At 33.9% G+C, this 14112-nt stretch carries 13 protein-coding genes; 6 read left to right on the forward strand and 7 right to left on the reverse strand.

The genetic code is table 11. The features are described from left to right. Positions 1-514: 514 nt before the first annotated feature. The 5 genes from QMO11_RS15785 to QMO11_RS15805 form a co-directional block, all read right to left on the reverse strand. Entirely contained in the window at positions 515-1621 is a 1107-nt protein-coding gene (locus tag QMO11_RS15785; protein WP_282038216.1) for a metallophosphoesterase, read from the reverse strand. A gap of 117 nt (positions 1622-1738) precedes the next feature. Continuing rightward, positions 1739-2077 (reverse strand): 4Fe-4S dicluster domain-containing protein, encoded by a 339-nt coding sequence (locus QMO11_RS15790; protein WP_282038217.1) that lies wholly within the window; start codon positions 2075-2077, stop codon positions 1739-1741. 3 nt (positions 2078-2080) lie between these two features. Next, positions 2081-2407 (reverse strand): hypothetical protein, encoded by a 327-nt coding sequence (locus QMO11_RS15795; protein WP_282038219.1) that lies wholly within the window; start codon positions 2405-2407, stop codon positions 2081-2083. Positions 2408-2411: 4 nt separating this feature from the next. Next, positions 2412-2969 carry an RNA polymerase sigma factor gene (locus QMO11_RS15800; RefSeq protein ID WP_282038221.1) on the reverse strand — a complete coding sequence of 186 codons (558 nt, stop codon included), beginning with the start codon at positions 2967-2969 and terminating at the stop codon, positions 2412-2414. Positions 2970-3216: 247 nt separating this feature from the next. Beyond that, complete coding sequence (locus tag QMO11_RS15805) at positions 3217-4860, reverse strand: DUF5060 domain-containing protein (protein ID WP_282038223.1); 1644 nt, start codon at positions 4858-4860, stop codon at positions 3217-3219. Between the two features lie 205 nt (positions 4861-5065). Here QMO11_RS15805 and QMO11_RS15810 point away from each other — a divergent pair, with 205 nt between their 5' ends. The 3 genes from QMO11_RS15810 to QMO11_RS15820 all read left to right on the forward strand — a co-directional run bounded on the left by QMO11_RS15810 (position 5066) and on the right by QMO11_RS15820 (position 8025). Beyond that, complete coding sequence (locus tag QMO11_RS15810; protein ID WP_282038225.1) at positions 5066-6589, forward strand: alpha-L-fucosidase; 1524 nt, start codon at positions 5066-5068, stop codon at positions 6587-6589. 119 nt (positions 6590-6708) lie between these two features. Continuing rightward, positions 6709-7434, forward strand: coding sequence for a hemerythrin domain-containing protein (locus QMO11_RS15815; RefSeq protein ID WP_075601837.1), 726 nt, complete (start codon positions 6709-6711; stop codon positions 7432-7434). 12 nt (positions 7435-7446) lie between these two features. Beyond that, on the forward strand, positions 7447-8025 hold the full coding sequence (locus QMO11_RS15820; protein ID WP_282038228.1) for a response regulator transcription factor: 579 nt from the start codon (positions 7447-7449) through the stop codon (positions 8023-8025). Between the two features lie 15 nt (positions 8026-8040). Here QMO11_RS15820 and QMO11_RS15825 read toward each other — a convergent pair whose 3' ends face one another. Both QMO11_RS15825 and rlmH read right to left on the reverse strand, forming a co-directional pair. Continuing rightward, the gene (locus QMO11_RS15825; RefSeq protein ID WP_282038230.1) at positions 8041-11727 is read right to left on the reverse strand and encodes a sensor histidine kinase; all 3687 of its coding nucleotides are present in this window, start codon (positions 11725-11727) and stop codon (positions 8041-8043) included. A 20-nt stretch (positions 11728-11747) separates the two neighbouring features. Continuing rightward, positions 11748-12221, reverse strand: a complete 474-nt coding sequence (rlmH, locus tag QMO11_RS15830) for a 23S rRNA (pseudouridine(1915)-N(3))-methyltransferase RlmH (protein ID WP_282038232.1) — start codon at positions 12219-12221, stop codon at positions 11748-11750. Between the two features lie 187 nt (positions 12222-12408). On the opposite strand from rlmH, the gene QMO11_RS15835 reads away from it, so the two are divergent. From QMO11_RS15835 to QMO11_RS15845, 3 genes are read left to right on the forward strand one after another with little or no spacing between them, the layout of a single operon-like run. Next, entirely contained in the window at positions 12409-12816 is a 408-nt protein-coding gene (locus QMO11_RS15835; protein WP_282038234.1) for a DUF4783 domain-containing protein, read from the forward strand. Continuing rightward, positions 12809-13654 (forward strand): carboxylating nicotinate-nucleotide diphosphorylase, encoded by an 846-nt coding sequence (gene nadC / locus QMO11_RS15840; protein WP_282038236.1) that lies wholly within the window; start codon positions 12809-12811, stop codon positions 13652-13654. Before QMO11_RS15835 ends, nadC begins: the two co-directional genes overlap by 8 nt. Then, positions 13651-14073, forward strand: coding sequence for an acyl-CoA thioesterase (locus QMO11_RS15845; protein WP_282038238.1), 423 nt, complete (start codon positions 13651-13653; stop codon positions 14071-14073). Before nadC ends, QMO11_RS15845 begins: the two co-directional genes overlap by 4 nt. Positions 14074-14112 lie beyond the last annotated feature (39 nt).

Raw genomic sequence — 14112 nt, forward strand, 5'->3', positions numbered from 1 at the left:
AAAATGTCCGTTGTAATCGTGCCTTGCGTTCAAAGCGGGTGCAAAAGTGAGGACTTTAATTTACAATTCCTAATGCTTCGGGAAAGTTTTTTTGAAGTTTTAATAACATCATTGTTCAAATAATAGCTGATGAGACACTTAGGTACGTAATGTTTTTTCTCTTTTTTTAACCCACATATCAAACACAGATCAAACTCACGTTAACGTGAGTTTGATCTGTGTTTGATATGGCTTTCATTTGTGTTTTTACCAAAGCTGACTCCTTCCTGTGTACTTTGTGGTTTTTACAGAATGTATACGAAGAGATACGTTAATGATTGGAGCGGCATCCTTTGTGAGCCCATTATGGCGAAGCAAAGATATAGCGGAAAGCATGACCCGAGAAAAGGGATTTGTGCTGATAATAGAGTATTAGTGGGAGGGGAACGCCCAATTTGAAAAGATGGCACCCCTACTCTATTGCTGAGATGCCAATATTATACATTATAAAAAGTTTACATTACAGAGAGTTAGTTTACTCTGTTGGTATCAACTGCAAATTTACCAGCTCACTTTTTGTACCCAATCTGAATGGAGGCCCAAAAGTTCCGACTCCTTCTGACACGAAAACTTTAAGTGATTTGTAAATATTCATCCCACTATTATACTCAAACATTAAGTTTGACACATAGTTAAACGGAAATATCTGCCCACCATGTGTATGTCCGGCCAAATATAAATCAACGCCATGAGCTTCGGCATGCTTAATACCATTGGGTGCATGATGCAATATTACGGATGGTTTATCGCTTTTAATGGGTAAACGATTTAAGGTTTCGCGGATGGTAGGTTTACCTGGCGAAGCATGTACATCAAAAGTTTCTCTATCTGCAACCATATGCTCAAGACCTATAATTTGTAAGTCTTTGAATTGGGCAATTTCGTTTTGCAAAACATTTACTCCTGCACTGCGCATCATTGCTAAAATACTATCGTTATCCGTGGCATGATCGTGATTACCATCTACAAAATAAACGGGTGCTTTTAAGTTTTGCAAAGGTTCAAAATGAGATGAGTTTAAAGCATACTTGCTATCGAGATAATCGCCTGTAATAAAAATCACATCTGGATTTTGCGCATTGGTTTGCTTCACTAGCTTATTTAAAAAGCCATTATTGCGGAAGTGACCTATATGTATATCTGTTAGATGTACCGAATCTATAGTTTGGCTGAGCCCTTTAAGCGGAACTTTATAATTACTTGTGCGAAGATATTGTTCATTAAAATAACTACCCAAAGCCAATACTGAAAATAAAGTAAACGACAGTATCCCGAATTGCATGGGTTTTAACTTAATGAACAAAGCCACGAGGTCGACGGCTAAAAAAGCCATGGTGATAAATAGGTACAAGCCCATTGCTACCGAGGCTATTTTATAAAAAGCATGCCCCATATAATCTACTGCATTAATGTTTTTTATTAATCCTACCATAAAAAGGACTGGCACAACAGCAAAAAACACATAAAACCATGTTGTGCTATCAGCTCCCATGATCCAAGACCATTTTCGAGCTAGATATATTACTGATACTATCAATAAGCTTAAAAAACCTATTGGAATTAAATATGGAATAAACTTCATTTATATATTTATTAGATGTATTTAAATTTATGACACAAGCTGACTCCTATAGAATCAGCTTGCTAAGTATTAATGATACACTAGGCACTATGAAAGCACCTATATCATGATAATCAATTAAATGACCATTCGAGTTTCACTGGTTTTTTGTTCTACTTTATGAATAGCAAACTCATGGCATTGTTTCATACAAAAACCACATGTAGTACATTGATCGTAATTTTGAACATATGCTTTGCTGTTACCTTTTATCCTTACTTTTAATCGGCCTTTAAACGGAAGGCTATTTACCTCATTTTTACTAAGGTTTTTTAGAGCTAAAGCTGAGTGAGGACAAACTTCTACGCAACTTCCGCAACCATCACAAGAAATTTCGTTAATCACGATTTTTCCATTTTTTATCCTTAGCTCCTGTTCTAACTTGTTGCTGATTAATCTTTGTTTAAACTTATTCATAGCTTACTCTTTATGCGATCCAAAACCCTTATCCTTCATTTTTTGCATATACTCAGCACGCTTCTCCTTAGGTATACTGCTGCATCTATTTCCGAATCTACCACGCCAATTCTTCTTCTTTTTGTTTGAACAAGAATGACCGCGACCGAAACCTGAGAATAATATTTTTGATAGTGCCAACAAACCAAGGGCCTGCCAATAAGTTATAATTGTTAATCCGAATATTGCTGGCATAAGCCAATTCCATAATAATAGTACAGCTATAGTGACTAAGCCAACTCCTAATAACATCAATATGATTTTGCCTGCTATAAATTTCCCTTTTTTCATCTTTTTAATCTTTTAATAATTCGTACATCTCATTCAGTCGCTCACGTAAATACACTATTGCATATCGCTTGCGCGATATTAATGTATTTACCTTCTCGCCTGTTTGATCACTTATCTGTTTAAACGAATAGTCTTCAAACTCGTGCAAAATAAATACCTCACGTTGCTCTTCAGGCAATTCATCTAGGGCCTCTAAAATTTCATCCCAAATGGCTTTTCTAAAAAGCTCATCATCAGGGTTACCTGTAGATGCTGGCAGAATATCTTCGATAAATAACTTTTCATCTTCACCATCAGCTTTGCGATCCGCGGATTTATCGCTTAATAGTTCTGGTTTCTTTTTTCGTTTTAAATCAATTATTCTGTTGTTTGCCGTTCGGTATAACCACGAAGAAATATTATCTAACGTTTCTATTTGCTCAAAACCGTTGAATAGCTGAATAAAAATATCTTGAAGCACATCCTCTGCCTGATCTAATGGCAGCGCTTTTTTTATAAAGTTGAGCAACTTGTTTTTTTGCCCATTATATGAACTTTCTATATAGTTATTTTTACTACTCATTTTATTCGCTTATACTTTTAAGACGATTAACTCAACCTGATATTTTAACCAAATGCACTTTTTATTAAAAGAAATAATTATAGACTCTCTTATTGTAGAATATAAGCATAAAAAAACTGCACACTATGCTTAATAATAGCACAATGTACAGTTTAACTTTTTAATAGAATAAATAATAAAACCCTATCAATATTTTATCCCATTTAATTATTCACTCTAATTCCTATGGGTGTACTTGAAAAGCATTTTACTTCATCATTACCAAAATAGCATCAGCCACTCCTTCCCACGGAGATACAAAATCTTGTTTTTTAGTTGCATTAACTTCTTTACTATATTCGCCAGTTAAGGTATTAAACCATTTAAAAGCGACTGGTTTAATTTCCTTTTCCGAATCGAACATGAATTGGGCTCTAAATTGATAAGTTTCTTTTGGCACATAAAACAAGTACTGCTCTTCGCCATTCTTTTTCATGGCATAACCCGATTGATTTCGGTGTGGAGATGGCTCGTAATCAGTAATAGGATACTTTGTGAAAAAATCAGTTAGGTGCTTAAAATATTCGAACTTGGGTTGATAGAAATCTTCAGGCTGTTCAAAAGGGTTCCATATTATTACATTCCATGCAGCGGCTTGCCAATAGTATGTTGAATATGCGCCTGCGAAAATACACTGGTAATTTCTTTTTAAACAATATGCCGCATCAGTATAACTACCTGGAAAAACATAATATGGTGATTTCTCATATCCGCCATGCTCAATATTAAAGATGGGTTTGTTTTTGAACTTTCTATAATCAGAAATCATATCCTGATACAAGGCTAAATTCCAAGTTTGACGCGATATATAGTCTACCTCATCGCTATGGCGCTTGCAAAAACCATAATCGTGTACTGTTATTGTTCTATCAAAAGGATTTTGATTTCTTAGTCGGCGTAAGCGCTCTAAAATATAATCATCATCGGCTCTGCCATAGAATAAAGCTTCCTTAGATACATCCCACATAACATTAGGGAAAGCTCCGTAGCGCTTTGCCACGTAGTCATAATACATATCATCTGCTTCAGAATACATATCGGGCCAATTCACTAACTTATTCCATACGTAAATCATTAGGTGCGATACTATTTCTTTATCATGCATTAAGCTGATTGTTCGGTCTAGTTTTTTAAAGAACTCTACATTTAGCATTGAGTAATCTGGTTCTTCATTATTACCTAAAAATGGAAATATCTCTAAATCGCCACCAAAATCATGCTCTGGATGATTCTTTAACTTTTCGTCTCTAGTCCACTCACCGTTGTGCGCCAAGTTAATATCGAAAGTGTACACATTCATTACCACTTGGTTAAAACCATTTTCTTTAATGGTATTTAATAATTGCGTGGTACGGGGTAAACCATCGCTATTTTTATAATCGAGTGCATACAGCCAATCACACTCGAAAGCCATTAACGAATAAGGAGTACCATCTTCGTAATAGAAATGACGAGAATCGTGCTTTGGTATTTCTATTGCCCCTTTTACATTATTATAAGCATTGCTACTCACCTCAACGGTTCCTACTTTGTTATTTAAAGCAGCTATTGCTGATGTAGTTTTATAAGTCCAAGCCCCTTTTTCTTTGGCTGAGAATCGCAGTACCCATTCATTTTTACCATTAAAAAAACCTGGAACTTTTATTTTATTGCCCGATGGTGAGGTAAAGACTGCATCAAATTGCTCAGTAAAAGGATTTTGTTTTGATGCTTTTGCTTTAAAAGTGATATCAAGCACTTCCCATTTATCAATATTAATAGCTTGTTTGTTCTTAAATTTCTCGTGTTTTATACCTGCACTAAGCGTTAAGCTAAAACATAAGATAATGGTTATCAGATTTAATTTTTTCATCGTGGATATTTAATTTGTTTGAATAGTCAATATTATCATTTTTTACTAAGATATACAGAGACAGAATACCCTATTTAGCATGGTATTTTCATTCCCCCCCTTTATTTGAGTTTTAAATTCTCGATTATATATCTTTTTTTAATGAAATTGCATTCATTAAAAACTAAACAAATTACTAGGACCTAATAAACTAGCTACCACTATCATGATAAAGAAGCAAAAGACAATAATTCTACTTTCATTTTTAATAATCACATTAGCAATTAATGCTCAAGAGCAATACAAACCTGAATGGGATAACCTTAAAAATCACAAGGTCACACCTGAATGGTTTTCTGATGCTAAACTAGGTGTATATTTCCATTGGGGAGTATATAATGTACCTGCAAATGGGAACGAATGGTATGGCCGTTTTATGTATGAGCACGACAGAAAAAAGAATTGGGGCAAAGATATTTACGATTACCATACCAATACTTACGGAAGAGATAAACAATACCACGATTTTATTCCTGAATGGAAAGGCGAACAGTTTAATGCAAAAGAGTGGGTTGACAAATTTGAGTATATGGGTGCTAAATTTATTGGAACCATTGCTGAACATCATGATGGCTTTTCGCTTTGGGAAAGTGAAGTAAACCCATGGAACTCAAAAGAGATGGGACCTAAAATTGATGTGGTGAAAGAGATGGCTTTGGAAGTGAAAAAACGAGATTTAAAGTTTATGACCACTTTTCATCATGGTTTTCATATGATGTTTTTCCCTAAAAAAGAAAACTCGGTATTGCGCCCTGCAACGCAACACCTTGTTGCTTATAACCAACTAGAGTTTCCTGAAGGAGGCGACTATGATATCCTTTATGGAAATATGCCCTATGAAAAGGAATGTGATATATGGCTAGGCAAACTTAACGAGGTAATTAACGAATATTGTCCGGATTATATTTGGATGGATTTTGCACAAGGATACGTGAGAGAAGACTACCGCAAACAATTCTTAGCAAACTACTTTAATAAAGCGCAAGAACTCAATAAAGAAGTGGTGGTAAATACCAAGGGAGACTTCTTCCCTACTGATATTGCAGCCGTTAATGTTGAGCGTGCTACTATGGAAGATATCACTCCATTTGTTTGGATTACTGATTTTCAATTAGGTAGTTCGTGGGGATACAATAAAGATAAAAGAACAGCTCTAAATCCTCAAAAAGCAATTAGAATTCTGGCCGAAGTGGTGAGTAAGAATGGAGTAATGATTTTAGCTGCTGCGCCAATGGCAGAGGGTATTATTCCAGAAGAGCAAGTAGCTAGTATGGAAGGCATTGGCAATTGGCTGCAGTTATATGGAGAGGCAATCTATGATACTCGTCCGTTTGTTGAGTTTGGTCAAGGCCCTACTAAGTTAGTTTCTAACCCCAACGACAATTGGAATGCATACGGTTCAATTAAAGCTGGCTTAGACAAGTTGAACGCACAAGATGTTCGTTATACCCAAAATGGTAAAACAGTTTATGCAATTCAGTTAGGATGGCCCGGATCTAAACAAGAACTTATACTTGAAACCTTCGCTGGTAAAGCAAAAAACATGAAAGTGAAATCGATAAAAGTGTTAGGCAGCAAAGAACGTATCAAATGGTCTACAACAAATAAAGGTATAAAAGTTACTTCTCCGAGCAAGAAACCTGCCGAAGGAGATGCTGCAATTGTTTACAAAATCACGCTAAAAGAATAGACGTTTTTGTAGAATTACATAAACTCCTGTGCTGACAATTTAACTTTAAACACTCTTAATCCTTCTTCTTATTTGGACAAAATAAAAATAGGAGCTACTTTTAGGCAAAATTTATAATTATGCTTATTACTGCAGAAATGAAAATGGCAGATTTAATCCATATGGATTTTCAACTGCTAGCTGTTATTCAACGAATTGGTATTCCTTTGGGGTTTAGAGAAAAATCGATTGATGAGGTTTGCATTGAAAATAATGTGAACACTGATTTTTTTCTACAACTAGCCAATGTATTTCATGATGCAGACTATTTTCCGAAGGAGAAATTTTTAGTTTTTAAGGCAGAATGGTTTATCGGTTTCTTGCGCAGAACACATCAATGTTATCTTGATCACAAGATACCTGAGATTAATGAAAAGATTGTATCCTTAGTGGATGAAATAAAAGATTCCAGTGCCAACTACGAGCTTATTAAAAACTTCTTCACCGACTATATGCGTGAGTTAAGCGTACATATTGGTCTCGAAGAAAAAACTGTATTCCCCTATATTAGTGCTTTATCAGAATGCATCAATCAAGGAAAAAAGACGGATGATTTTATCCAAAACTTTGAAGAATATGGCATTGATATTTATTTGGATGAGCATAGTGATATCGAAGAAAAGTTATTCGATTTAAAGAATATTCTCATCAAGTATTTAGCACCTCCTACTGATAATTGCAAGTACAATTCTCTTCTGTATGAGATATTCAGACTAGAAACCGATCTTCAAATTCACTCAAAAATTGAAGAGAAAATCCTCATACCCAAAGTGAGACAAATGGAACAGGAAATTAAAAACTTTTAATCTCTTGTAATTATGATCAAAGTACTTATATGTGAGCCTTCGTACCTTGTTAGAAAAGGACTGATTAGCGTTTTAAACGAATTAAAGGGTGGAATTGATATTAAGGAAACCGCATCAACGGATCATATTATAGAAACAATTGGAGACACTGCTCCGAACATTTTTATAATTAACACCTCGATAAGCTCTATTTTAAATATGGAGCAATTATTAAAAGATTCTAATGATGAGATTGAAGTAGTTTCTGTTTTTAATTCGCCATTAAATTTAGATAGTAGCAATACTCAAATTTCAATTTTCGATTCAAAATCCACGCTTCTTAATAAGTTAGGTGAAATTATTAAGAGCATTGATATTCATAACGAACAGGAAACTGCTTCTGAAGAATTAAGCGATAGAGAAAAGGATGTATTACGCGAAATTGCATTAGGAAAAACCAACAAAGAAATAGCAACCAATCTATACATTAGCACACACACGGTTATTTCTCATAGAAAAAACATTACACGCAAACTAGGTATTAAAACCGTTTCGGGTTTAACTGTTTATTCAATATTGAACCAAATAATTTCAGTTGAGGATATATCTTAATTAAATTCCAATTGCCTAACTTAAAAGATCATTCTTAGGAAACTTAACCGAGAAAGTAGAGCCTACGTTTAATTCTGTCTCAAACCAAATCTCGCCTTTATTAATATTTACCATATTCTTTACAATTGCTAAACCTAAGCCCATACCTGATGATTTGGTAGTGAAGTTTGGCATAAACAACTTATCCTTAATCTCATCCGGAATACCTCTTCCGTTATCTTTTACTCTAATAACAATATTATCGTCAACATCTTCAATATGCACTTCAATTAATCCATCTTGTTTGTCAGGGATGGCTTGCATTGCATTTTTAATAAGATTATTAAATACACTTATGAGCTGTTTAGGGTCAGCATAAACCAAATACTCTCCTCCTACCCTATTTATCACCCTAAATACTACTTTCTCTTCTTTATCAAACAAATGAACACATTGTAACAACGATTCAATTATATTTATTTGCTCGCGTTGTGCAGCAGGCATTTTAGCAAAATTAGAGAACTCTGAAGCAATGGATGATAACTTATCTATTTGATCAATTAAAGTTGATGATACGCGCTTCAATTTCATATCAAAATCATCTGCATCATCTTGCCTTGCCAACTCCAAATATTGAATACTCAACTTCATCGGCGTAAGCGGATTTTTAATTTCATGCGCTATCTGCTGTGCCATTTCGCGCCAAGCTAATTCTCGTTGCGATTTTGCCAAATTCTCAGCGCTACTTGCCAACTCATCAACCATTCGGTTATACTCAGTAACAAGCTTACCTATCTCATCGTTCCATTTATATTCTATTTTCTCGTTTCGTACGCCCAATTGCAAACGACTCATTTTATCCTGTACCACTAAAAGTGGATAGGTAATTCGTCGAGATATTACAACTGTTAATGCAAAAACGATAATTAAAAAGATTAAATAAAAATTCAAAATCCCCATTACCAAAGAAGATACTTCTTCTCTAATTTCGGAGGTCCCTATAAAATAAGGCATATTAATGTAAGCCATTATTTCATTTTTATTATTAAAGAACGGAACGTATGCCGACAAAAACTCTAGGTCACCAATCTTCTCATATTGGATAAATTCGTTTTCGAGATTATTTCTCATTGCCAAAAAGCCTGCACTATTCATTAAGTGACTCTGTAATCCTTTTTCGTACAACTCTGGTCGAGAAGTGGCCATTAACCGCCCTTCAAGACTATACATATTTATATCTGTATAAAATACATTTGAGAATTTGGTAAGTAAAGAAGTTAAATAAGCTTCATCCTCTTCTGTAATGTCTACTTTTGAGCCTATTTTATGTTCAAGCTCCATTAAAATAGACTTGGTTTTCTCTGATAATATTTGATGATTCTTCTCCTCAAACCTATTTAAACTTTGCCAAACAGACCCACCAGCAATAGCAATAAGTAATAAAAACATTAAACTGATGATGGATACCTGTATCCGCTCATGAATGGAGAAATTCCTAAATAATTGTCCTTTTTTTACTTTTATAATGGATACCAGAATTGAACCAAATACAAAATAAAAAATAAAGAAACTAGAAAACGCAACCAACAACATATTAAAGTCAATCACTGGCAAAGACAAAATAATAGTTACATCATCCTCTGGGTGATACACCATATGATCAAAACCTTTATACCTAAAGGTTCCATAGTTTTCAAGTTCTGAACCCTTTGAAAAAACTTCTTTTGAGTACGAAAAATCTCCGGTTTGTTTTACCAATTCCTGATTTACGTATTTACCATATGAATAATGCGTAAAAGGCTCCTTTAACTTTCGCTCACGTTCCGTAAGCAACAACTCTGGATATCCAGCCCCTTCAAAAAACGGCTTTGCAACCAACTCTAAAAATAAAGTTACTTCTTGATCTGAATTTGCGTAAAAGGTAAACACCCCAAAGTAGGTAATTACATCAACCGGCGAACTCATAAAGTAATAGTTATTACTACCTAAAACTTTGGTACCATGATTTTTTAAAATTCCTTTAAAATAACTATAGCAATCATATAGGCTATCGGTTTGTGTTAATCTAACCTCGCCCCCAGGCCAACATGGAATCAATTGCAAATCATACCTCGACAAATACCCATCAAAATAGACTTTTGACAAATGCCGCTGAATTTGCCTTACATCCATATTAGGCTTTGTAAGCTCTTGCAATAAAAAGGTATCCTTATTTATAAGTTGTTCTTTTTCTTTCAGCAGCAACTCTGATAGAGGATCTTCTTCTAATATTAATCGAAAAGAAAGATTATCAATCAGTAAACGCCTTTCCTCATTTTCTTTATCTACATAATGAATTAAAAATACAACTACTGCATAAGCTGCAAAGAAAAATATAAACCAAATAAAAGAAGTATAAGCGTGTCTGTTCGGATTTTGTTTAATCCATAATAACAGCATATACAACAGTATAACACCAACCTGAATAATATAATGCAGAAGATTATGACAAAACAATAAAGAAATGGCTACTACAACACACAATACAATTAGTTGTAGTCGCTTAGTAAAATGCAAGTAAAAACTCCTCAACATTTTTTCTAACACAAGAACCGAAGACAACCAAAGAAGGGCAGTTATAAAGATTCGAACCACTCCGTATACTTGAATATCGGTAACCTTAAATACAAGTGTTGCTACCGGAGAATGATCGAACATTTCAATAATAATGTGATTAGCTACAAACCAAATTGCAACCCCTATCACAATATTAAAAACTAACATTAGGTATTTGCGCCAAAGTATTTTGCCTCCGAAAGAAGAGCTACCCAAATCGATATACCTATAAAATAATAGTGCATGCATATACACTAGAATTGCAAAAAATAACAGACTACCTAGATTGGATAAAAACCTATTGACGCCAAAATGTATCGGAGAGAATAAGGCAGTTTCAAATAGAATACCTGGCCAATTTAAATAACTATGTGCTGCGTAAAGTATAAATATAAATAATGTACTGCCATAAAAAATAATCCACTTAACTTTATTCGATTTGGCTTTTTTCAGTTCATTAATAATAACGCTAAAGTAAATTAACAGGCAAATTATAAAAAACATTATGCTTATATAAGCATAGATTGCATTCTCTTTTTGGCAATTCTCAATTGAAAATAAGAAAGTACCATCTTCGTCAGTAACCTGAAGCTGACCTTCAATTTGTTTGGTAATTAACTTACAGTCATCATTAAACGGGCTAGCAATTGTATAGGCATCATGTAAAAATGCATTATTATAAGGATACTCTTTTCTTAAACTTATAATGGATATTACTTTTTGCTTATGATGCTTGTATACATGAACCCATGCCCACTCATTTTCAAGCTTAACTACTTGCTGGTCGAATTGCTGAATACCTTCGTTGTTATAAGAGAGCATTTGATCACTCCATGCCACTAACGAATCGTTTTCATAAATTAAAAAATCATACCCCTCGGGTTTATCGTTTAAAGATTTTTCTACAAGTTTCCATGGAGTTTCCTTATCTAATGCTTTAAGCACACCAGTGGAATATTCCTGAGCTTCATGTTTTTTTTCTATCAAGGTAGTTCTAAAGCTACGCAGATTAAAAGCACCATCAGTATTATGCTTGTATATTGAGGCAAATATTATTGACAATAATACAGATACTACAAACAGAACATGAATGGATTTTATTTTATCAATCATTGAAGATAGACTCATAAACTAGTTTTCAATAGAAATTAATCGTGATGATATGGTTGATTCTTTAATATTGTAAAAGCACGATAAATTTGCTCAACAAAAATAAGGCGTACCATTTGGTGCGAGAATGTCATTGCTGATAAAGATACTTTTCCATTGCTTTTTTTATAAACTTCATCGGAGAAACCATAAGGTCCACCGATTACAAACACCAGTCTCTTTAAACCTCTTAGCATTTTTTGCTCCATAAAATTAGAAAAACCACGAGAAGAAAAACTCTTACCTCCTTCATCTAATAATATCAACTCATCGCCCGATTGTAATTGAGCCAATATAAGCTCCCCTTCTTTTTGCTTTTGCTGAAGAGCTTTCATATTCTTTGTATTCTTAATATCAGTAATTACCTTCATTTCAAAAGGCACATAATGCTTAAGTCTATCTATAAATTTAGAAATTCCTTTTTCAAGATATTGCTCATCGGTTTTACCAATTACAACCAAAACTACTTTCATTCTAACAAAAAAACTAATGTTACGTAAAACGTATTAAAATAATATACGCATTGCCATATTATACTAAATACATAACTAATATTATACCATTTAAGTAAAAAATGCATCACAAATAAACAAAAATAAGTAAAGATATAGTGGATTAATATTTGGATCGGTTATTTTTGTTTGACCAAAACATAAAAATATGACAAACCTAAATTTTAGAATACACACACCATTGCTTGTAATTCTTCTTTTAATGGGAATTACTATAGAGAGTTCTGCTCAATTTCCTACGGAAATTACCAAGGCAACACAGAGTGCAAACTCGCCTGAGTTATCAGAATACTTCAATTCTAAAATAGAATTAGTTCTGCCCGAGAAATCAGGTGTTTTTAGCAAAGAACAAGCTCAACTAGTAATGAGCAGCTTTTTTAAAAACAACCCAGCCCAAAGCTTTAAAATAATACACCAAAGCAACAGACAAAGCTCTTCATTTGCTATTGGGAAATACAAAACACAAAATAATATTTTTAGATTTTATTTTCTGACAAAAACAACTGAAGATAAAACCTTTATACATCAATTAAGAATAGAACAAGAAGATGATTAATGAGTCAGTTTTAAATACAATTGTTGACAACGCAATTAAAGAAGATATTGGGGATGGTGATCACTCATCTCAATCATGCATTCCGGATACCGCAATTGGTAAGATGCAACTTTTAGCCAAAGAAGATGGAGTTTTAGCAGGTGTAGAAATTGGCGAACACATTTTCAGAAGATTTGACCCTAACATTAAAATTGAAACATTTATTAAAGACGGTGCAGTTATAAAACCTGGAGATGTTGTTTTAACAGTTGAGGGTAAAGTGCTTGATTTACTAAAAGCAGAAAGACTTGTTCTTAATATGATGCAGCGCATGAGTGGTATTGCTACCAACACGCGCAAATATGTAACTGAACTAGAAGGCTTGCACACACGAATACTTGATACCAGAAAAACGACTCCTGGGCTAAGGGAAATTGAAAAACTTGCTGTAAAAATAGGTGGTGGTGTAAACCATAGAATCGGACTATACGATATGGTGATGCTTAAGGACAACCATATTGATTTTGCTGGCGGCATTGAAAAAGCTGTAGCAAAAGTTAAGCAATACTTAAAAGAGAAAAATAAGGATCTCAAGATTGAAGTTGAAGTGCGAGATTTTGATGAATTAAATCAAGTACTCGCCATTGAGGGAGTGCAGAGAGTTATGCTTGATAACTTCACTCCTGCCGATACTAAAAAAGCAGTAGAACTAATAAACGGAAGACTTGAGACTGAGTCATCGGGTGGTATTACTTTTGAAACTATTAGAGCTTATGCTGAGTGCGGGGTTGATTATATTTCGGTTGGTGCATTAACACACCATATTAAAAGTTTAGATTTAAGTTTAAAAGCTCTATGAATCAAATTATGCAATACGACTTTGAACTTGAATTTAAGGTAAGAGATTACGAGTGCGACCTACAAGGCATTGTAAATAACTCAGTATATCAAAATTACTTAGAGCATACACGCCATGAGTTTTTAGACTCCATTGGACTTAACTTTTCCAAGTTGTTTGATGATGGTATAGTAGCTGTTGTTGCTCGTATCGATTTAGCCTATAAAACTCCACTAAAAAGTAACGACAAGTTTGTTGTAAAAACAAGGGTTGAACTTAAAGGAGTTAAGTATATCTTTCATCAAGACATATATCGCCTCAGCGATAATAAAATTTGCTTAAAAGGCATTGTGACAACCACTAGTTTAATAAATGGGAAGCTTGGTATTTCTGAAGAAATTATTAAACCATTACAAAATATTATTGATCAACGATCATAAAACAAAAATCCCAGTGAAGTTAACTTCACTGGGATTTTT

It is taken from the genome of Saccharicrinis aurantiacus, assembly GCF_947489045.1.
GTDB classification, from domain to species: Bacteria; Bacteroidota; Bacteroidia; order Bacteroidales; family Marinilabiliaceae; genus Saccharicrinis; species Saccharicrinis aurantiacus.